Genomic DNA, 20623 nt, shown 5'->3' with positions numbered 1-20623 from the left:
TTGTAACGCCGATGGGCCGCAGCCGCGATCCTTGGCTCAATGGCCATGGCCGATGATGGGAGCTGCGTGGTGCAGGGCCCGGCGGCCGGAGGAGGCGAAGTGGGCGAAGACTGGGAGTCTTTCGGCGGGAGGGTCCGGGAGCTCCGGTTGCGGGCCGGGCTGTCCACGAAGGCCCTCGGCGACCTCATCCACTACAGCAAAGCGCAGGTCAGCAGAGTCGAGCAGGGTCAGTCGCCGCCGACGACGACCTTCGCGGCCGCTTGCGACCGCGTCTTCGCAACCGGGGACGAACTGGCCCGCGTGGCGGCCAGGCGGGCCGTCGGCGACCGGCGGATGTCGGCCGAGCCGAAGTTCGATCTGCCCGCCGGTCCGAGCCGGCTGATCGGGCGTGATGCCGAGGTCGAGGCGCTCACGAAACACCTCAAGGAGGTGGGAGGGCGGCAGGCGGCCCAGGTTTGCGTGCTGCACGGGCTGCCCGGGGTCGGCAAGACGGCGATCGCCCTGTGGGTCGCGGACGTTCTCCGCGACGACTACCCCGACGGTCGGCTCTATCTCGACATGCAGGGATATAAACCGGACAGCAAGCCCATCGCGGAAGACGAGGCGCTCGACCGCATCCTCCGCCGCCTGGGTGTGCCCGGCGAGCTCGTACCGAGGAACACCGATGACCGCGCCGCGCTCCTGCGTCAGAAGCTGGTGAACCGGCGGGTCCTGTTGATCCTCGACAGCGTCAAGAGCGAACAGGAACTCGCGCGCCTGCTGCCGCCGAGCGGCCGCTCGGCGGTCATCGTGACCAGCAGACAGCCGTTGACCGCCCTCGGCACTTCGTTCCACCACCAGGTCCGGACATTGGCTCCCGGCCACGCCGCCGAGCTCTTCCGCTCGGTGGCGCAGCTGCGCCAGGATTCGGACGAGCGGGGTGACCGCGCGGTCATCACCGAGATCACCCGGATGTGTTACCAGCTGCCACTCGCGCTCTGCATCGTCGCGTCACGGTTTCGCGACAACCCCGCGCGGCGGCTCGAAGACGTGGCAGCGCGGCTGGCCGACGAGGCGGCCCGCCCCCGTGAATTCGACGACGGGGTGCGCAGCATCGCAGCCGTGTTCGCGGCTTCCTGCGCGACGTTGTCCGATGCCCAGCAGGCCATGCTCGCGATGACGGCCTTGCACCCCGGGCCGCGGATCGACGTCTACGCGGCCGGGGCACTGGCCGGAATCACCCCATCCGCCGCCGAAGAGCTGCTCGACGGGCTGATCCGGTCCGGAATGCTCGAATGGCATTCTCACAACGCCTATCGATTGCACGACATGCTGCGGGATCACCTGCGTCGCCCGGAGACCGGGATCCTGTCCGAGGGGGAGGCCATCGCAGGCCGCCGCCGGTTGTTCGAGTATTTCCTGCACACCGCGGCCGCGGCCAACAGGCGGACGAACGAGCATCGCTACCGGATCCCGCTGGACCCGCCGTCGACACCGGTCACCAGCCCGGTCTTTCCTGATTCCGAGGCCGGGAAGGTGTGGATGGACCTGGAAGCCGACAACTTCCTGCCGCTGCTGCAGGAAATGGCCGACCACGGCCACGACACCGAGTGCTGGAAGTTCGCCTACAACCTTCGCGAGTACTTCTACGCCACGAAGCAGTGGGAACAGATGATCGTTTGCTTCGTGCGGGCGCACGAGTCGGCGGTCCGCACGGACGACCACAAGGCGATGGGGGTGACGCTGAACGGGCTCGGGCTGGCGCGTGGGCAGCTTGGTGAGCGGGACGAGGCGATGGACCTCTACGAGCAGGCACGAGCCGAGTTCGTCGCCGCCGAAGACCAGCACGGTGAGATGAACGTCGTGGCCAACCACGCGTGGCTCGCCTTCGAAAGCGGAGACTGCCAAGTCGCCGTCGAACTGGCCGATACGGCCTGGCAGTTCTACCGCGACGAAGGGCAGCGGTTCAACGCCGCGATCGCGCTGGATCTGATCGCTCGGTGCCAGCTGCGGTTGGGGTTGCTGGAGGAAGCGGAGCAGCATTTCCGGGATGCTTTCGACGAGTTCGTCGAACTCGAGTTCCGTGACGGTGACGTTGCCCAGCTGCTGTCTTACCTCGGCGAGACGGAGTTGAAGCTCGGCAAGGTGTCGACCTCGGGCGATCGCTACCGCAAGGCCGTGGAGCGGGCCCGTTACGGCGGGGCCACCAGAGAAGAGGCGGTGGCATTCGAAGGCCTGAGCAGGGTCGCCACCGCGATCGGTGACTTGGTGGACGCGGCGGCCCATCGCGCTGCGGCCATCGCGCTCTACGAGGAGGTCGGGGCGAACACGGACGTGGAACGGCTGCGGGCGGAAGGTCCCGTGCAGGCTCCTCCCGATCAGCCGGCGGTGCTGTCCGGCACCGGGCGCGAACCCGTCAGGATCTCCTTACGTCGTCGGCTGCGGGTGCTCGCCGTGAACACCGAATGGGAGTCGCGTAACGGTGGCTTGAGTACGTTCAACCGCCAGCTTTGCCGGGCCCTGGCCGCCGAGGATGTCGAGGTGTACTGCTCGATACCCTTCGCTTCCGCGGAGGAGCGCCGGGATGCCGCGGCGACGGGCGTGACCCTGGTCCACCCACCGGCCGCGCTCGACCGCGCCGAGACCGCCTTGTCCAGGCCGCCGCTGGGCCTGGACGGCGTTGTGCCGGACGTCGTGATCGGTCATGGACGTAAGACCGGCGAACCGGCCTCGTGGCTGGTGGAGGACCATTTTCGCGACGCGAAGCTGTTGCACTTCTTCCACGTGATCTCCGACCGTGTCGAGTTCGAGAAAGAATACGAGCCCGACGAAGACCCCACCGCTGAAGCCGAAAAGCGGTTCCTGGCCGAGTTCAAGCTGGCGAGCAAGGCCGATCTGGCAGTCGGTGTCGGTCCGGTCCTCCACCACTACCTGCGTGATCGTTTGCACGGCTCCGTGAACACGACGTCGCTGCGGCTGGACCCGGGTTTCGACGTCTCGGAGCGGCTTGTGGAGCGGCCGCCCCCGAGCGACACCGTCCGGGTGCTCCTGGTGGGCAGGCTCACCAGGCGCGAAGCGAAGCTGAAGGGAGTGGACCTGCTCGCCCGGGCACTGGGGCACGCCTGCCGGCAGCGGGGTGCGCACGACCCGGAGGTCGAACTGGTCTTGCGCGGGGTGGAAGCCAAGGAAGGCAAGCCGCTGGCGGACGCGGTCCGAGCCTGGGCCGAATCGCCGTCCTTGCGCGTCGTCCCTCGTCCGTATTCGCCGGTGGCGTCGACGCTGGCTCAAGATCTTCACCAGGCGAGCGTCGTGGTGATGCCGTCCCGTACCGAAGGCTTCGGACTGGTCGGGCTCGAGGCGATCACGGCCGGAGTCCCGACCATCGTGAGCAAACGCAGCGGTCTCGGGGCGCTGCTCGAAGAAGAGCGTGGGGATCTCTCGGTGGAGCTGACGACCCGGGTGCTCCCCGTGATCGACGACGAACGCGTGGATGCCCTGCGGTGGGGGGACGCACTCGCCGCAGTCCTGAACAATCCGAAACCCGCGTTCGCGACGGCCAGAGCGCTTCGGGACGAGATGTCGGTGAAGCGGACTTGGGCGATGGCGGCCAGGAGCCTGATCGAGTCGATGCACACGCTGACTCGGTTCACGCCTTGACGGCTTGGGGCCCGCTCAGGTCACGAGGCCGTGCCGGGCCAGTTCGTGGCCCGCGAGCTTCTTGATGACGTCCTTGTCGCGGGCCCGCCAGCCGGTCGCGACCTCACCGACCGAAGCCAGCCGACGCAACGGTTGGGTGGCCAGCGCTCGCAGCGCCAGTATGTCGAGACCCTCGTCGCCCAGGTCCCGCAAGCGGGCGGCCGCCGAGGCGCGGCGGGTGAAGTTCCAGCGTAGCGGCAGCCACGTCACCACCAGCGCCAGCAACGGCAGTGCGATGATGATCGCCGCCATCCACCACGCCAGGCTTTCCACGGCGTCGATCTGCCAGCGGCCGGCGTCGGCGAGCTGGGTGCCGACGCCGGACCCGCCGTGCAGGGCCTTGGCCAGCGCGTCCCCGATGAGCGGGATCCCGTCGGCGGAGTTCGCGGCGGAGTCGAACGTCCCGGTCAGCCCGGTGCCGGCGCCGACGAGCCCGTCGCCGGGTGCGCGCAGCTTCATGACCTCGTCGTACACCGTGGTGCCCAGCCACACCGCGACCACGACGAGCAGCAGCGCGAGCAGATCGCTGACGAGCTGGACGGTGCGGCGGATCGGCCGTTCGGCGTAGAGCTGCATCGGGGCGCCTTTCGCGGTGGGGGGAGCGCGGCCACGGCAACGTACCCGCGCTCCGCCCCGCCGAATCGTGGCCTACCGCCGGGCGGGCACCCCGGTTTCTTCGAGCCCGCTCAGCGCCGCCGGCAGCGGGTCCCGGTGCAGCACGCCGAGCCGCTGCGTGGCCCGGGTGAGGGCCACGTAGAGCTCGGCCGCGCCGCGTGGGCCGTCGGCGAGGATCCGGGCCGGTTCCACCACCAGGACCGCGTCGAATTCCAGGCCCTTCGTCTCCGCCGCCGGCACCGTGCCGGGCACGCCGGGCGGCCCGATCACGATGCTGGTGCCTTCACGGCCGGCTTCGTCCCGGACGAACTCCTCGATCGCCCCGGCCACTTCGTCGTCGGTGACCTGACGGGACCACGGCTGCACGCCGCACGCGCGGACCGACTCCGGGGCCTTCACGTCGGGGGCGAACTCGGCGAGCAGCGCCGCCGCGATCGCCATGATCTCCGCCGGCGTGCGGTAGTTCACCGTCAGCGACCGGTAGACCCAGCGCCCGGGCACGTACGGCGCCAGCATCGTGTCCCACGACCGTGCCCCGGCCTCCGACCGCCGCTGCGCGAGGTCGCCGACCACCGTGAACGACCGGCCCGGGCAGCGGCGCATCAGCACCCGCCAGTCCATTTCGGACAGTTCCTGGGCCTCGTCGACGACGACGTGCCGGTAGGTCCAGTCGCGGTCCGCGGAAGCCCGCTCGACGAGCGTCCGCGTGTCGTGCTCGACGAAGCGGTCGGCCAGGTCCTCGGCGTAGAGCAGGTTTTCGGCGGACAGCAGGACGTCCTCGTCCATCTCCTCACGGTCGAGCTTCATCGTCTGGAAGACACCTTCGGCGTACTCGGCCTCGGCCTTCTTCGCCCGCTCAGCTGCTTTCTCTGCCGCCTTCTCGGCCGTCTTGTCGTGGCCCAGCAGGTCGACCAGCTCGTCGAGCAGCGGCACGTCCGACACCGTCCAGGCCGCGCCGTCCGCCCGGAACAGCGCTTCGTTCGCGCCGGCCGCCCGCAACCGCGCGGGCGACGAGTAGAGCGACGCCAGCAGGTCCTGCGGGGTCAGGATCGGCCACAGCTCGTCGAGCGCCGCGGTGAACTTCTCGTCGGCGGCGAGCTCGTCGAGCAGGCCCGCCCGGAACTGCTCCCACTCCTCCCGGTCGTCCCGGCTCAGCCAGCCGCGGCCGATCCGGCCGATCGCGCGCTCGGTGAGCACGTAGGTGACGATCTCCCGGAACACCGCGCGGGCTTCGTTGTGGGCCAGCCCGCTGTCACGCGCCTCCTGCCGGGCCCACTCGGCGGTCTCGGCGTCGATCCGCACCGTGACGTCCTTGAGCTGGATCGGCAGCGGCTCCTCCGGCAACCGCTGCCGGTCGGCGACCGCCGCCTTGAGCACGTCGAGGATCTTCAGGGACCCCTTGAGCCGTGCGGCTTCGGGGGCGTCCTCGGCGGTGACGCTCAGGCCGGGCACCAGGCCGCCGGTCGTGGTGAACACGACGTCGGTCTCGCCCAGCGACGGCAGGACGCGCCCGATGTGGTGCAGGAACGCCGGGTTCGGCCCGACCACCAGCGCGCCGTGGCGTTCCATCCGCTCCCGCTGGGTGTAGAGCAGGTACGCGACGCGGTGCAGCGCCACGACCGTCTTCCCGGTGCCCGGGCCGCCCTCGATCACCAGCACACCCGGGTGGTCGAGCCGGATGATCTCGTCCTGCTCGGCCTGGATCGTCGCGACGATGTCGCGCATCCCCTCCCCGCGCGGCGCGTTGACGGCCGCGAGCAGGGCGGCGTCGGCGTCACCCCGCTCGCCGGCGTCCGGGCGGCCGAGGACCTCGTCGGTGAACCCCAGCACCCGGCGCCCGCGCGTGCGGAACTGGCGCCGCCGGCTCATGTCCTCCGGGTTCGCGCCGGTGGCGGTGTAGAACGGGCGCGCGGCCGGCGCCCGCCAGTCGAGCAGCACCGGCCGGTAGTCGTGCTCCTCGTCGAACAGGCCGATCCGCCCGATGTAGGACCGCTCGCCCGCCACGGTGTCCAGCCGGCCGAAGCACAGCCCGTTGTCCACCACTTCCAGCCGCTTCGTTTCGCGGCCGAGCGCACGCACGCCGACGTCGCGCTCCATGGCGCCGGCCCCGTCACCGCGCAACGCCGCCTCGTACTCGCCCTTCACCCGCGCGCGCTCGGCGTCGAGCCGCGTGTACAGCCCGTCGACGTAGTCGCGTTCGGACCGCAGTTCTTCTTCGTACCCCTGAGACAATTTCCCTCTTCGTTCTCGGACGACAGCGTTTCAGGCGGTGGGCGCGCCGAACCACTTCCGCAGCGCACCGGACAGGTCCGCGCCGTCTTCCCCGGCCCAGACGACGTGCCCGTCCGGGCGCAGCAGCACCGCGGGCACGTCCAGCTCTTCGCTGACGTCGACGACGTGGTCGACCCGGTCTTCCCAGCCCGCCGCCGAAAGCGAGCCGGTCTGGTCGAGCAGCAGGCCGCGGCCCGCGTGCAGCAGCCCGTAGAGGTGCCCCTGCTTGAGCTCGACGTCCCGCAGCCGCCGGCCCAGCAGGGCGTGTCCCTCGCCGAAGTCGTAACGGATGCCGATCGCGATGATCTTCTCCGTGAGGTACCGGTTCACCTCGTCGAAGTCCATCAGGTCCGCGAGCAGCCGGCGGGCCGCCTGCGGGCCCGGCTCGAGCAGCATCAGCTCCATCTGCGCGCGGGTGTTGTTCAGCACCTCCTCGGCCACCGGGTGCCGCTCGGCCTCGTAGCTGTCGAGCAGTCCGTCCGGCGCCCAGCCGTTGACCTCGGCCGCGAGCTTCCAGCCCAGGTTGAACGCGTCCTGGACACCGAGGTTGAGCCCCTGTCCGCCGACGGGCGGGTGGATGTGGGCCGCGTCGCCGGCCAGCAGCACCCGGTCCACCCGGTAGTGCTCGGCCTGCCGGGTGGCGTCCCCGAACCGGGAGAGCCACCGCGGCGAGTGCACGCCGTAGTCGGTCCCGGCGGTCTTCCGCAGCTGTTCCTTGAGCTCGTCCAGCGTCGGCGGGGTCCGGCGGTCCTCGGCGACGCCTTCGGCGGGAACGCCGACGCGGTAGGTGCCGCCTTCCACCGGCATGAAGCCGAACCGCTTCTGGGTCTTGCGGACCTCGATGTTCGCGGTGTCGATCTCCTCCCGCGACACCGTTACCTCCACCTCGGCCAGCAGCGTCTCGATCCGGCTGGGCTCGCCGGGGAAGCCGACACCGAGCAGCTTGCGCACGGTGCTGCGGCCGCCGTCGCAGCCGACCAGGAAGCGCGCCCGCAACCGTTCGCCGCCGGCCAGCTCGACCGCGACACCCTCGTCGTCCTGCTCGAGCCCGGTCACTTCGCAGCCGCGCCGGATCTCGGCGCCGGCTTCGAGCGCGTGCTCGGTCAGCAGCCGGTCGATGACGGGCTGGTGGATGCCGAGCGTGTACCCGTGCGCGGTGTCCAGCCGCTCCGGCGACGGCTTCGGAATTCCCGCGAAGAAACCCCCGACCGGGTACTTCGTGCCCAGTTCCAGGAACCGCTCCAGCAGCCCCCGCTGGTCCATCACTTCGATGCTGCGCGCGTGCAGGCCGAGCGAGCGGACGACCTTCGTCGGCTCCGCGTCCCGTTCCAGCACCAGCACGTCGACGCCGTGCAGCCGGAGTTCGGCCGCCAGCATCACGCCGGTCGGCCCGCCGCCGGCGATGATCACGTCAGTCAAGAGACCCCCTTGAAAATCCCCACGTTTCCGCAGGTTGTGGCTACGGCCGAGAATTGTGCGGCACTACGGGGGTCTTGCCGCAAGCCCAGGGGTGCGCTATACATTAATTACGGAGGGGAGTGGTCATTCCTCCCGCCGGTTCCGGGACGTCTTCCCAGCTCCAGCTCATCCGCATGGTGGCAGACTTGCGCGCCGTCGTCGATCTATGACGGCTGTCATAGTGTGGTTCGCGTCGCAGTGTGCTCTCATGAGGTCATGACAGCTGTCATAGAAGTCCGGGAGCTGGGCGACCGCCCGGCGGACCGGGAGTGCGTGGCCGCGCTGGTCGCGGCCTGCTCGCCGGACAGCCTCCGGCGGCGCTTCATGATGGGCGGCCCGGCCGAACCGGCCGAGGTCTTCCGGCGCTACGGCCGGTTCCTGCTCGCCGGCTCACCCGCCCTGCTGGCCACCCGCGGCGGCGTTCCGGTGGGGCTGCTCAACTTCGTCGCGGTGACCCCGGGCGAGGCCGAGCTCGGGATCCTCGTCGCCGATCCGTGGCAGCGGCAGGGGATCGGGAGCGCGCTGGCCCGGTGGCTCTGGGCTTCGGGAAGGTTCCCGGGGTGGACGGTGCGCGGCACCGTGTGGGCGGGCAACAAGGGGGCCGAAGCGCTGTTGCTGCGCCAGGGTTTCCGGCCGGTGCCCGGCTACGAACGCGGCGAACGTGACTTCGCCCTGGTCGTGCCGGACTGGGCTACCATGACAGACGTCATGAAGGAGGCAGCCGATGACGAGGACACCGCGCGAGCGGATGGTGCTCAGCGCCGCGCAGCTGGTGCGGATCCACGGTGTCGGGGCGACCGGCATGCGGGACGTGGTCGCGCACGCCGAAGCGCCGCGGGGGTCCCTGCAGCACTACTTCCCGGGCGGTAAGGACCAGCTGATCGCCGAAGCGGTCGCGTGGGCCGGCGGGTACGCCGCCCGGCGCGTCGCGCGGGTCGCGGCCAAGATCGAGGACCCGACACCCGGCAAGCTCTTCGAGGCCATGGCCGCGCAGTGGCGCGACGAGTTCACGGCACAGGGCTACGACGCGGGCTGCCCGCTGGTCGCGACGGTCGCCGACGCGGCGGCCACCAGCGAAGACCTGCGGCAGGCGGTCGGCAAGGCGTTCGACGGCTGGCAGCGCCCGGTCGCGGCGACCCTGGCGGAGCTGGGCGTGCCCGCGGCCCGCAGCGAGTCGCTGGCGGTGCTGATGCTCAGCGCGCTGGAGGGCGCGATCGTCCTGGCGCGGGCGCACCAGGACGTCGCGCCGCTGGACACAGTGGTCGCGGAGCTGCGTCCCCTGCTCGACGGCGCCGTGAAAGCCTAGAGGCCGCGGAAGAACTCGCGGATGTCGTCGACCAGGACTTCGGGCGCCTGCAGGGACGCGAAGTGCCCGCCGGTGTTGTACTCCGTCCAGCGCGTGATCGTGTTGGACAGTGCCGCGAGGCCGCGGATCGCGTGGTCGCCGCGGAAGTTCGCCACCGCCGTCGGCACGCCGGACGGTTCCGGCCGCTCGCCCCAGCCGTCCTGGCCTGCCTCCAGGTAGAGGCGTGCGGCCGAGCCGGCGGTGCCGGTGAGCCAGAAGATGGTCACGTTCGTCAGGATCGCGTCGCGGTCCACTGTGGCCTGGTTCGTCGCGGTGGGATCCCAGTCCACGAACCACTCCAGGTTCCACGCGAGCTGGCCGGCGGGGGAGTCGTTGAGCGCGTAGGCGAGCGTCTGCGGCCGCGTGGCCATCTGCGTGGCGTAACCGGAATGGCTGTACCACCAGGCTTCGTTCTCCCGCGCCTGCTTGCGGTCCTCTTCGGACAGTCGCTCGAGGTCGCCGGGCGCGGTCGGGACACCGGCGTTGGCGACGGCGTTGACGTGCACGCCGAGCACCGCCTCCGGGGCGGTCCGCCCCAGTTCGGGGGAGACGATGCTGCCGAAGTCACCGCCCTGGGCGCCGTAGCGCTCGTAGCCCAGCCGCCGCATCAGCTCGGCCCACGCCCGGGCCGTCCGGCGGGTGTTCCAGCCGCGGTCGGTCGTCGGTCCGGAGAAGGCGAAGCCGGGCACCGACGGCGCGACGACGTGGAAGGCGTCCGCGGGATCGCCACCGTGGGCGCGCGGGTCGGTGAGCGGGCCGAGGACGCCGAGGAAGTCCGCGACCGTGCTCGGCCAGCCGTGGGTCAGGATGAGCGGCGTCGCGTCCGGTTCGGGGGAGCGGACGTGCAGGAAGTGCACGCGCTGGCCGTCGATGGTGGTGGTGAACTGCGGGACCGCGTTGAGCCGGGCCTCCTGGGCGCGCCAGTCGTAGCTCGTCTGCCAGTAATCGACGAGCTCGGCCAGGTAGGGCTCACTGACGCCGTAGTCCCAGCCGGCGCCGGGCAGCTCGCCCGGCCAGCGGGTGCGGGCGAGCCGGTGGTGCAGCTCGTCGAGGTCGGCCTGCGGGACGTTGATGCGGAAGGGGTCCATGGGCTCACCCTCCCGCGCGTCTAGGACAGGTTCGGTCCTGGACGTCCGGCAGTGGCCGGACGGCTCAGGGTGCTGTCCGTGGGGTACGGCTCGGCGAGCTGCGGGCCCGGCGTCGTCAGCTGAGTCATGGCGAACACGCTCGTCGACACCACCAGTGCCGTCACGAGGGGCGCGGCCACCAGCAGGACGCGTGTCGAAGGCCGCCGGACCGGCGGTCGAGCCCGGGTTTCCCGGTGCAGCTTCGCCAGCCCGCGCCGGAGCACCGCCTCGACCGTGTCCGGTGAGCGGCCCAGGGTCTCCGCGATGTCGGTCGTGCCGAGGTCCAGGCCGTACCGCAGCACGAGGACTTCGCGCTGGCGCCGGGGGAGTGCGTCGAGCTCGGCGCCCGTCCCGAGGGCCCGCTGCTTCCGGGCCAGGCGCACCACGGTCGCGCGAAGCCGGCCGGCCGCGCGGACGTGATCGCGCAGGGGATCTCGGGACCGGTGGAGCCGGAGGAACGCCTCGTGCGCGATGTCGTCCGCGTCGGCGGCGCCGAGCAGGCGGGCCAGCTGCGTCAGCCGGCCGCCACGCGCGACGGGCGCCGCCGGTTTAGTCCTGGTGCTACGAGAAGCACCTGGCCGACTACGTGTGCGTGCCGCCGTCGATGCGGATTTCCGTCCCCGTGATGAACTTGCCGTCGTCTGACGCCAGCATCGCCACCACGCCCGCCACCGTCTCCGGGCCCGCCACCGGGTTGCCGACCTCCGTCGTGTGGTCCGTCGGGAGGATCGGCAGCAGCCGGCCGAACAGCGAAAAGTCGACGTCCTGGGGCAGCCAGCTCGCCGCCGAGTCCGTGATGCCGCTCTTCACGCTGCCCGGCGCGATGCTGACCGCGCGCAGGCCCTGCTTGCTGTACTCCAGCGCCAGCGAGTGGGTGAACGCCTGGATGCCGCCCTTGCTCGCGCAGTACGCCGCCATGTACGGGTGGGCGAACGAGGCCGACGTCGAGCTGAAGTTGACCACCACGCCGTGCTCGGATTCGAGCAGGGCCGGCAGGGCTGCCCGCGTCACCAGGAACGTGCCGGTCAGGTTGACCGCCAGCACCCGGTTCCACAGCTCCAGCGACGTCTCGTGCGTGTGCGACGCCAGCAGGATGCCCGCCGCGTTGACCACCACGTCGAGCCCGCCCAGCACGTTGACCGCCGAAGTCACCCCGAAGGCCACCGATTCTTCGTCGGCGACGTCCATGACGTACGTCGTCAGGCCACCCGTGGGGGCCGCCTTCTGGGTTTCGATCAGCCCCTCTTCGGAGACGTCGGTGCCGATCACCTGCGCCCCCTCCTCCATCAGGCGGAAGGTGGTGGCGCGGCCGATGCCGGAGCCGGCACCGGTGACGAGGACTCGGCGATCGCGCAGGCGTTCCATGGCGATCACCGTAACCAAGAAGTCAGAGCGCGGGCACCTGCTCGTCGGCGAGCGGCGGGCCCGGCGGGGTGCCGTCGCCGAACGGGCGGCCGCCCAGCTGCTCGCGGTCGTGCGGCGTCAGCCAGCCGGACACGTCCGGTCCCAGCGGCACGATCCCGCTCGGGTTCACGTTCTTGTGCACCACGTAGTAGTGCTCCTTGATCTGCGGGAAGTCGATCGTGTCGCCGAAGCCGGGCGTCTGGAACAGGTCGCGGGTGTAGGCCCACAGGACCGGCAGTTCGGTCAGCTTCTGCCGGTTGCACTTGAAGTGCCCGTGGTAGACCGCGTCGAACCGGACGAGCGTGGTGAACAGCCGGACGTCGGCCTCGGTGATCGTGTCGCCGACCAGGTAGCGCTGGTCCGCGAGCCGCTCGGACAGCCAGTCCAGCCGTGAGAACAGCTTCGTGTACGAGTGGTCGTACGCCTCCTGGGAACGAGCGAACCCGCACTGGTACACCGCGTTGTTGACGTCGGTGAAGACCTTCTGCGCCACGTCGTCGATCTCGTCGCGCAGCTTGTCCGGGTACAGCTCAGGCGCGCCGTCGCGGTGGTACGCGGTCCACTCGGTGGACATGTCGAGCGTCATCTGCGCGAAGTCGTTGGTGACGACCTGGCCGGTCGGGACGTCGACGAACGCCGGCACCGTGATGCCGCGCGGGTACTCCGGGTCGCGCTTGAAGAACGCCTCCTGCAGCCGCTCGATGCCCAGCACCGGATCCCGGCCGCCGGGGTCGAGGTCGAAGCTCCAGCTCCGCTCGTCGTGCACCGGCCCGGCGATGCCCATCGACAGCACCGGCTCGAGGCCGAGCAGCCGCCGGACGATCACCGCGCGGTTGGCCCACGGGCACGCGCGGGCGACGACCAGCCGGTAGCGGCCGGGTTCGACCGGCCAGCCGTCGCGGCCGTCGGCGGTGATGCGGTCCGGGATGTAGTTCAGGTCGCGCTTGTACTCGCCCTTGTCACTCATCGGCGTCCTCAGCAGTCGTCGGTCGGGGGAGTGGCCTCCATGGCCACGGCCAGCCGGGCCAGCACCGGCCCGGCGGTGCGGATGTCCTCGGCGCTCAGGTGGGTGAACACCGAAGCCCGCACGCGGGCGAGGTGGCCCGGGAAGGCCGCCTCCAGTTTGGCCAGTCCCGCCGCGGTCAGCACGGCGTTGGACGCGCGGCCGTCCTCGGCGCACCGGCGCTTCTCGACGAGCCCGCGGCGCGTGAGGTCGTCGACCACCCGGCTGATCCGGCTGAGCGACAACCCGGTCGCCGCCGCCAGGGCCGAGATGCGGAGCAGGTGGTCCGGCGCCTCGGACAGCGCGACGAGCACTCCGTAGTCGGTGATCGTGAGTCCGGTCTCCGGGAGGAACTGGTCGTCGAGTGCCCGCGGCAGTACCGTCGTGATGCGGATCAGCGACCGCCAGAAGGCGGCTTCCTCCTCGTCCAGCGGCGCCAGTTCACCCATACCGGCAGTCTATCGAAAGCTTGCTTGCGCAACCAGTCAAACTGAGTACAGTGTTGTTGAGCCCTCAATCAACCGGGGGAACACACCACGAGGAGAGAAGACCAGCGATGACCACCGCCACCACGTACCCCCAGCTGACCGGCGAGTACACCCTGGACGCCGCCCACTCGCGGATCGGGTTCGTCGCCCGGCACGCCATGGTGACCAAGGTGCGCGGCAGCTTCAACGACTTCACCGGCACCGCGACGATCGACGGTGACGCCCCGGAGAAGTCGTCCGCGCAGGTGACCATCCAGGCGCACAGCATCGACACCCGCAACGCGGACCGCGACGGGCACCTGAAGAGCAACGACTTCCTGTCGATGGACGAGTACCCCACGATCACCTTCACCACCACCGAGATCAAGCAGGCCGGCGAGACCTCCTTCGAGGTGACCGGTGACCTGACGATCAAGGACGTCACCCGTTCGGTGACCATCCCGTTCGAGTTCGAGGGCTCCGCCAAGGACCCGTTCGGCAACGACCGGATCGGCTTCGAGGGCTCGACCACGATCAGCCGCAAGGACTACGGCATCACCTGGAACGCGGCGCTGGAGACCGGCGGCGTCCTGGTGAGCGACAAGGTCACCCTCGAGTTCGAGATCTCCGCGATCAAGAACGCCTGACTTCGCCGAGCGGGAACCGGCCTCAGCGCCGGTTCCCGCTCGCCCGCAGGTTTTCGATCCCGACGTCGAGCGCCGCTTCGAGGTGGTCGATGCGGCCGGTCGACAGCATCACCACCACGCCGCCCTGCAGGCCCGCCAGCAGGGCGGCCGCCGTGCGTTCGACGTCCAGGTCCGGGTCCACCTCGCCGTGGTCCCGCAGGTGGCGGATCCCCACCTCGAGCTCGTCCTGCCAGCTCCGCAGCATTTCGGTCACCACGGCTTGCGCCCCCGGTGTCGCGCGGCCGAGCTGGGAGATCAGCACGTTGAGCGGGCAGTGCTGCCCGCGGCCTTCGTAGTGCGAGACGACCGTGTCGCGCCAGCGCTGCCACGCCGCCCACGACGTCAGCCGGCCCAGCTGCGGCTGCTGGACTTCCAGGACCTGAGCGGCTTCGTACTCCGCCACCGCCAGCAGGAGCTCTTCCTTGCCCTCCGGGAAGTAGTGGAAGAGCTGGCTCTTGCTCGTGCCCGTCCGCGCCCGGACGTCGTCGAGGGTCGTGACGGCGACCCCGCGCTCGCGGATCTCCGCCGCGGCGCCTTCGATGATCCGCTGCCGCGTCGCGGCGCCTTTCGAGGTCAGCTTTGGACTCACAGGTCCACTTTAAACCAGTGTTGCGCACCCGGGGTGGGACGGGACAATCCCGGCATGTCCACGCTCACGCCGTTCCCGCTGCTCGCGCTCATCGGCGCGGTCTCCGGCGCGGTCACGGCGTGGGTGCTCCTCCGCCGCGACCGGCCGGCCGAGGTGCTGACCCCGTCCGCACCGCCGGAGCCGATGCCCGACGGCGTCACCGCTCGGCTGCTGGCCGATGAGCGCGAAGCACGTCTCGACGCGCTCCGGAGCCTCTCCGAGGAGGCGGACGAGGACCCCGGGCTGCGCCAGGACTGCGTCGACGAGGTCCTCGCGCAGTTCCGCACCGACCCGCACGCGCCGTTGTGGGAGCTGCTACGGGAGCACCTGCGGCGCGACAGCCCCCGGTTCTGGCCCGGCATGGACCTGCACGTCGTGTTCGGGCTGCTCGCCGACGTGGACCTGCGCGGGTGCGAGGTGCGCGACGGGGTGTTCCCCAGCGTGGGCTTCGCCGGCGACGCGCACTTCGAAGACACGGTCTTCACCGGCAAGGTGAACTTCGAGGAGTCGTGCTTCGCCCGCCACGCCTTCTTCGACCGTGCCCGGTTCGAGGCGGGGGCGAACTTCGAGCACACCACGTTCACCGCCACGGCGGCCTTCCCCGGGATCACCACCCACGGCCGGGCGTGGTTCGACGCCGCCCGGTTCTCGGCCCGCACGGACTTCGCGGCCGCAGGCTTCGGCGACGGCGTCTCGTTCGGGGGAGTGGGTTTCAGCGGTCCCACGACGTTCCGCGACGCCCGGTTCGCCGCTGTCGCCCTGTTCGGCCAGGCGCGCTTCGGCGGCCACGCGGACTTCACCGGAGCGGTGGCCGCGGCGTTCGAATTCGCCGGTGCGCGCGTCCGGACGGACGTCCACGTCGTGCACACCTGGCCGGACGGCGTGACGGCCGGCGAGCCGGCGCCGCGGCGACCGGGCAGGTGGGCCGAGCTGCGGTAGGTCGCCTACCGCGGCCGGATGGGCAGCTCCGCCCCGTCCCGCAGGAAGAGCGGGATCCGCTCGGCCGGCGCGTCGGCGACCACCGTCGTCCCGCCTTCGTGCCGGTCCCCGGTCACCGCGTCCGTCCACACCGGACCGGCGGGCAGGTACACCTGCCGGGAGGTGACCCCGGGCGAGAGCACCGGTGCCACCAGCAGGTCCGGGCCGAGCAGGAACTCGTCGTCCACGTCCCACGCGGCCGGGTCGCCGGGGAAGTCGACGAACAGCGGCCGCATCGGCGGCACACCCTGCTCGTGCGCCACCCGCATCTGGGCCATCAGGTACGGCCGCAGCCGCTCCCGCAGCCGCAGCGACTCGGAAATCGCGGCGTACGCAGGATCGCCGTAGGACCAGACTTCGTTGGGCCCGCCGGTCATCTCCGGCCCGAACGGCGGCCGCGGGTCGCGGAAGCCGTGCAGCCGGAACAGCGGGCAGCACACGCCGTAGGAGAACCAGCGAACCATCAGCTCGCGGTACTCGGGCGACGCGGGGTCACCGCCGTGGAAACCACCGATGTCCGTGGTCCACCACGGGATCCCGGCGACCGCGACGTTCAGCCCCGCCCGCACCTGCGCCCGCAGCGACGCCCAGGTCGCCGGGACGTCGCCCGACCACAGTGCCGCTCCGAACCGCTGGCTGCCCGCCCACGCCGACCGGCTGAGCAGCACCACCTCGTCGTCACCTTCACCGCGGATGCCGTCGTGGAACGCCTGCGCGTGCACCTGCGGGTAGAGGTTGAAGACCTCCGCGCCGGGGCCGGCGTGGAAGCCGAGGTTGTGCGGGTGCCCGGGCTGGATCTCCGGCTCGTCGCCGTCCAGCCACCAGGCGCGCACGCCCAGGTCGTAGTAGTTCTCCTTGACCTTCGCCCACAGGAACCGCCGCGCCGCCGGGTTCGTCGCGTCGTAGAACGCCACCGGCATCTCGACGTCGAAACCCTTGTCCTTCCACGGCGCGTGCGCCGGCACGCCGTTCTCGGCGGCCACCAGCAGCCCCTGCTCGTGCAGCTCCCGGTAGTGCTCCGACAGCGGGCTGATCGACGGCCACACCGACACCATCAGCTTGACACCCAGCTCGTCGAGCTCCCGCACCATGGCCGCCGGGTCGGGCCACTCGACGGGGTCGAACTTCCAGTCGCCGAGGTGCGTCCAGTGGAAGAAGTCCGCCACGATCACCGACAGCGGCAACCCCCGCGAGTGGTACTCACGCGCGACGGCCAGCAGCTCGTCCTGCGTCCGGTAGCGCAGCTTGGACTGCCAGAAGCCCGCCGCCCACTCCGGCAGCATCGGCGCGTACCCGGTCGCGTCGGCGTAGTGGCCGAGGATCTGCCGCGGGCCGTCACCGGTGGTCACCCAGTAGTCGAGCTGACGCGCGTCGTCGGCGACCCAGCGGGTGCCGTTCGCGGCCAGCTCGACCCGGCCGACGGCAGGGCTGTTCCAGAGGAACCCGTACCCGCGGCTCGACAGCAGGAACGGCACCGACACCTCGGCGTTGCGCTGCACCAGGTCGAGCACGAGGCCCTTCTGGTCGAGCCGGCCGTGCGTGTGCTGGCCGAGGCCGAAGATCCGCTCGTCGTCGTAGGCGGTGAACCGCTGTTCGAGGCGGCCGTAGCCGTTGCGCGACGGCATGAACAGCCGCGCCCCGGGCCACCAGAAGTGCGCACGCTGCTCGGACAGCAGCTCCTCGCCGGTGTCCGTCCGGACGAACCGCAGCTGCGCGTCGACGCCGGTGTCGGTGTCGGCGATCTCGACGATCGCCGTGAGCGCGCCGTTCACCACCCGCCCGCTGCGTCCGTCCACCGAGGCGGTGGCGGCGGACGGCTTGGCCGGCACGAGCGCGCCCGGGACGTCGTCGAGGATCCGGTGCCGCCCGGCGCGCACCCGCAGGCTGTCGGCGCCCCACGGCTCGATCCGCAGCACCTCGTGCCGCACGGTGACTTCGAGCGAGCGGCCGTCTTCGGAAGTGATCACGCGGTCTCCTTAGTCTTTGACGGCGCCGCTGGTCAGCCCGGCGACGACGTACCGCTGGGCGACGACGAGCAGGACGGCCGCGGGGATCGCGGCGAGGACGGCGGTGGCCATGATCCCGTTCCAGTCGGCGGACTGGTTGCCGACGAACCGGTAGATCCCGACCGTGATCGGTTCGAACGACCGGCCGGTGGTGAGCGTGACGGCGAAGAGGAAGTCCGCCCAGGCGAACAGGAACGCGAACAGCCCGGCGGTGACCAGCGCGTTGCGGCTGATCGGCAGGATGATCAGCAGGAACGTCCGCCAGTACCCGGCACCGTCCACCCGGGACGCCTCGGTGAGCTCTCTCGGCACGGAGATCATGAAGGCCCGCAGCAGGAGGATGGCGAACGGGATGGTCGCCGTGGAGTCCGCGAGCACCAGCCCGAGGTAGTCGTCGATCAGGCCCAGGTTGCTGAACACGGTGTAGAGCGCGTTGGCCATCACGATGCCCGGGATCATCTGCACGATGAGCAGCACGAACACCAGTACCGGGCCGCCGCGGACCTTGAGCTGGGCGAGCGCGTACGACGCGGGCGCGGCCACGACCAGCGACACGAGCACCGTGCCGAGGGCGACGACGACGCTCGACACCAGGTGCGGGCCTTGCGACGCGAAGGCCTTCCGATAGCCGTCGAAAGTTCCGTCGACCGGGAAGAACGCCGGGTCCGGGCGCAGCAGCGCGCCGCTGGGCTGCAGCGACGCATTGACCATCCAGTACAGCGGGAACAGCAGCACGGTCACGATCAGGACCCCGAAGACCGTCCGGGCCTTCATGCCGCCGCCTCGGCCAGGGTCGCCTTCGCCGAGCGCAGGTACAGCAGCCCGAAGACCGTCGCCACCAGGATGAGGACGTTGCCGACCGCGGCGCCCTGCCCGAACGCGAAGTCCTGGAAGGACAGCCGGTAGGACCACGTCGTGAGCGTCTGCGTCGCGTTGGCCGGCCCGCCGCCGGTGACGACCATGATCACGTCGAACACCTTGATCGTGTAGACCAGCCCCAGCATGAGCACGATTCCGGTGACCGGCCGCAGCAGCGGCCAGGTGACGTGCCGGAACCGCTGCCACGCGTTCGCGCCGTCGAGCGCCGCGGCTTCGTGCAGCGACGCCGGGATCGCGCGCAGCCCGCCGTGCAGGATCACCAGGTTGAACGGGATGCCGATCCAGATGTTGGTGAGGATCACCGCGGGCAGCGCCCAGCTCGTGCTGCTCAGCCACGGCACCGCGTCGAGACCGAGGAAGCGCAGACCCGCGTTGAGCACCCCGTGGTCCTGGTCGAACATCCACCGCCAGACCGCGCCGCTGACCACCAGGGGCAGCAGCCACGGCAGCAGGAGCAGCGACCGCAGCAGCGCGCTGCCGAGGAACCGGCCGTCGAAGAACACCGCGAGCGCCAGGCCGATGCCGAACTGGAAGACCAGCGACCCCACGGTGAACAGCACCGTGTTGAGCACCGCCGTCGAGAACAGCGGGTTGTCCAGTACCGCCGCGTAGTTGGCGAGGCCGACGAAGGGCGCTTCGCCGGTGTAGAACGACTTCACCGTGTAGTTCTGGGTGCTCATCACCACGTTCGCGGCCAACGGATACCCGAAGAACACCACGACGTAGACCAGCGCCGGCAGCAGGAACGCCCCCGCCGCGAACCGGGGTTCGCGGCGGGGCTTCCGGCCGGCGCGGGGTGGTGCCGCGACGGCCGGCGCGGCCAGCGTCACGACCCGCTCGCCTGCTGCGCGGCCTTCAGGGCCTGGTCGGCCGGCTGCTTCCCGGTCAGCGCCGCCTGCAGCGCGTCGGCCAGCGCCTGCGAGACCTTCGGGTACTTCTCGCCGAGCTCGGCGGTGCGGGAGCGGGCCGTGCCGACCTCGTCGACGAACGCCTGCATCGCCGGCTGCTCCGCGCCGAACTTGGCCGCCGCGGCGGTCTTGGACGGGATGTAGGCGTGCGCCTTGCTCCACTCGAGCATGGCCGGCTCGGCGAGGATGCAGGAGAGCACCTTGCCGGCGGCCTGCTGGGCGGGCCCGTCGGTGACCGGGATCGCGCCGACCTCGCCGCCGAGGGCGACCACCGGTTTGCCGCCGGCCTGGGGCACAGGGACCGGGACCACGCCGTAGTGCAGGGCCTTCTGCTCGTCGAGCCGGGCCAGGTTCCAGCTCCCGTTGATCATCATGGCCGCGCCGCCGCCGACGAACTGGTCGGCGACGTCGTTCTGGTTCCAGGTCACCACGGACTTCGACGCCGAACCGGAGTTCACCAGGTCCGTGACGTACTGCAGGGCCTGGACGGCCTTCGGGGAGTCCAGCTGGGACAGTTCGGCGCCGTTGCTCCAGAAGAACGGGAGGAACTGCCAGGTGCCTTCTTCGGACGGGATCGCGGAGAAGGCCAGGCCGTACTTGCCGTCCTTGGTGAGCTTCGCCGCGGCGGCCTTCAGCTCGTCCCAGGTCTTCGGCGGCTCGACCCCGGCCGCGGTGAGCAGATCCTTGTTGTAGATCAGCGCGAGGCCGTTCACGCCGGGCGCGACGCCGTACACCTTGTCCCGGTAGGTCCCGGCCTTGACGATGCTCGGGTAGTAACCGTCGGTGGTGATGCCGTAGTCGCCCAGCGGGGTCAGCGCACCGGTGGCGGCGACCTGCTGCAGTGTCGGGTTGTCGGTGAAGAGCAGGTCGGGCAACGTCTTCGAGCTCGCGCCCTGCAGGACCTTCGGCAGCATCTGCGCGGTCGGCACCTTCTGCCGCTCGATCTTGATCCCGGTCTGCGTGGCGCACGCGTCGAGGATCTTCTGCCACGCGGCCGAACCCTGCTCGTCGGCGTAGTAGTCGAGCTCGGTGATCGAGGTGGCGGCCGGGGCGCCGGCCTCGCCGGAGGCCGACGGGGGCGGGCTGGGGCTGCAGGCGGCCAGCAGGGTGGCGCTCGCGGCCAGGATCAGGGCGCGACGGGGTAGGGACATGGTGATCCTCCTTCGACGCTGG

At 70.8% G+C, this 20623-nt stretch carries 18 protein-coding genes; 5 read left to right on the top strand and 13 right to left on the bottom strand.

Features of this window, described 5'->3' with window-relative positions; all coding sequences use genetic code 11:
• Positions 1-39 precede the first annotated feature (39 nt).
• Positions 40-3636, top strand: coding sequence for an NB-ARC domain-containing protein (locus ACIA5G_RS10935; RefSeq protein WP_395922404.1), 3597 nt, complete (start codon positions 40-42; stop codon positions 3634-3636).
• Positions 3637-3651: 15 nt separating this feature from the next.
• On the opposite strand, the gene ACIA5G_RS10930 is transcribed toward ACIA5G_RS10935, so the two are convergent.
• The 3 genes from ACIA5G_RS10930 to rox form a co-directional block, all read right to left on the bottom strand.
• Complete coding sequence (locus tag ACIA5G_RS10930; protein WP_395922403.1) at positions 3652-4251, bottom strand: hypothetical protein; 600 nt, start codon at positions 4249-4251, stop codon at positions 3652-3654.
• Positions 4252-4323: 72 nt separating this feature from the next.
• The gene (gene helR / locus ACIA5G_RS10925) at positions 4324-6522 is read right to left on the bottom strand and encodes an RNA polymerase recycling motor ATPase HelR (RefSeq protein WP_395922402.1); all 2199 of its coding nucleotides are present in this window, start codon (positions 6520-6522) and stop codon (positions 4324-4326) included.
• A 30-nt stretch (positions 6523-6552) separates the two neighbouring features.
• Entirely contained in the window at positions 6553-7980 is a 1428-nt protein-coding gene (gene rox / locus ACIA5G_RS10920) for a rifampin monooxygenase (RefSeq protein WP_395922401.1), read from the bottom strand.
• Between the two features lie 255 nt (positions 7981-8235).
• Here rox and ACIA5G_RS10915 point away from each other — a divergent pair, with 255 nt between their 5' ends.
• Both ACIA5G_RS10915 and ACIA5G_RS10910 read left to right on the top strand, forming a co-directional pair.
• Positions 8236-8889: a GNAT family N-acetyltransferase gene (locus tag ACIA5G_RS10915; RefSeq protein WP_395922400.1), complete on the top strand. Its 654-nt coding sequence runs from the start codon at positions 8236-8238 to the stop codon at positions 8887-8889.
• Complete coding sequence (locus ACIA5G_RS10910; protein WP_395923503.1) at positions 8831-9325, top strand: TetR family transcriptional regulator C-terminal domain-containing protein; 495 nt, start codon at positions 8831-8833, stop codon at positions 9323-9325. The genes ACIA5G_RS10915 and ACIA5G_RS10910 overlap by 59 nt, the downstream gene beginning before the upstream one ends.
• On the opposite strand, the gene ACIA5G_RS10905 is transcribed toward ACIA5G_RS10910, so the two are convergent.
• From ACIA5G_RS10905 to ACIA5G_RS10885, 5 genes are all read right to left on the bottom strand, one after another.
• Positions 9322-10452 carry an epoxide hydrolase family protein gene (locus tag ACIA5G_RS10905; RefSeq protein WP_395922399.1) on the bottom strand — a complete coding sequence of 377 codons (1131 nt, stop codon included), beginning with the start codon at positions 10450-10452 and terminating at the stop codon, positions 9322-9324. The two genes, ACIA5G_RS10910 and ACIA5G_RS10905, sit on opposite strands and share 4 nt — an antisense overlap.
• Before the next feature lie 20 nt (positions 10453-10472).
• Positions 10473-10874, bottom strand: coding sequence for a sigma-70 family RNA polymerase sigma factor (locus ACIA5G_RS10900; RefSeq protein ID WP_395922398.1), 402 nt, complete (start codon positions 10872-10874; stop codon positions 10473-10475).
• A gap of 199 nt (positions 10875-11073) precedes the next feature.
• Entirely contained in the window at positions 11074-11856 is a 783-nt protein-coding gene (locus ACIA5G_RS10895) for an SDR family NAD(P)-dependent oxidoreductase (RefSeq protein ID WP_395922397.1), read from the bottom strand.
• A gap of 22 nt (positions 11857-11878) precedes the next feature.
• Positions 11879-12862, bottom strand: a complete 984-nt coding sequence (locus tag ACIA5G_RS10890) for a glutathione S-transferase family protein (RefSeq protein WP_395922396.1) — start codon at positions 12860-12862, stop codon at positions 11879-11881.
• An 8-nt stretch (positions 12863-12870) separates the two neighbouring features.
• Positions 12871-13347, bottom strand: coding sequence for a MarR family winged helix-turn-helix transcriptional regulator (locus tag ACIA5G_RS10885; RefSeq protein WP_395922395.1), 477 nt, complete (start codon positions 13345-13347; stop codon positions 12871-12873).
• A gap of 107 nt (positions 13348-13454) precedes the next feature.
• On the opposite strand from ACIA5G_RS10885, the gene ACIA5G_RS10880 reads away from it, so the two are divergent.
• A complete protein-coding gene (locus tag ACIA5G_RS10880) occupies positions 13455-14012 on the top strand; it encodes a YceI family protein (protein WP_395922394.1) in 558 nt (185 codons plus the stop codon).
• A 22-nt stretch (positions 14013-14034) separates the two neighbouring features.
• On the opposite strand, the gene ACIA5G_RS10875 is transcribed toward ACIA5G_RS10880, so the two are convergent.
• Positions 14035-14640, bottom strand: coding sequence for a TetR/AcrR family transcriptional regulator (locus tag ACIA5G_RS10875; RefSeq protein ID WP_395922393.1), 606 nt, complete (start codon positions 14638-14640; stop codon positions 14035-14037).
• 54 nt (positions 14641-14694) lie between these two features.
• On the opposite strand from ACIA5G_RS10875, the gene ACIA5G_RS10870 reads away from it, so the two are divergent.
• Positions 14695-15618: a pentapeptide repeat-containing protein gene (locus ACIA5G_RS10870; protein WP_395922392.1), complete on the top strand. Its 924-nt coding sequence runs from the start codon at positions 14695-14697 to the stop codon at positions 15616-15618.
• A 5-nt stretch (positions 15619-15623) separates the two neighbouring features.
• Here ACIA5G_RS10870 and ACIA5G_RS10865 read toward each other — a convergent pair whose 3' ends face one another.
• Genes ACIA5G_RS10865 through ACIA5G_RS10850 form a run of 4 tightly spaced genes read right to left on the bottom strand, consistent with a single transcriptional unit; the run spans position 15624 to position 20601 of the window.
• Positions 15624-17624 carry a TIM-barrel domain-containing protein gene (locus ACIA5G_RS10865; protein ID WP_395922391.1) on the bottom strand — a complete coding sequence of 667 codons (2001 nt, stop codon included), beginning with the start codon at positions 17622-17624 and terminating at the stop codon, positions 15624-15626.
• A gap of 9 nt (positions 17625-17633) precedes the next feature.
• Positions 17634-18437, bottom strand: coding sequence for a carbohydrate ABC transporter permease (locus ACIA5G_RS10860; RefSeq protein ID WP_395922390.1), 804 nt, complete (start codon positions 18435-18437; stop codon positions 17634-17636).
• Positions 18434-19372: a carbohydrate ABC transporter permease gene (locus ACIA5G_RS10855; RefSeq protein ID WP_395922389.1), complete on the bottom strand. Its 939-nt coding sequence runs from the start codon at positions 19370-19372 to the stop codon at positions 18434-18436. The genes ACIA5G_RS10860 and ACIA5G_RS10855 overlap by 4 nt, the downstream gene beginning before the upstream one ends.
• Positions 19369-20601, bottom strand: a complete 1233-nt coding sequence (locus ACIA5G_RS10850; RefSeq protein WP_395922388.1) for an extracellular solute-binding protein — start codon at positions 20599-20601, stop codon at positions 19369-19371. The genes ACIA5G_RS10855 and ACIA5G_RS10850 overlap by 4 nt, the downstream gene beginning before the upstream one ends.
• Positions 20602-20623: the final 22 nt, after the last annotated feature.

This window comes from Amycolatopsis sp. NPDC051758, assembly GCF_044453095.1.
Taxonomy (GTDB): domain Bacteria; phylum Actinomycetota; class Actinomycetes; order Mycobacteriales; family Pseudonocardiaceae; genus Amycolatopsis.
The sequence above is the reverse complement of the archived record's forward strand: the minus strand, read 5'-3'. Positions and strand labels throughout refer to the sequence as shown.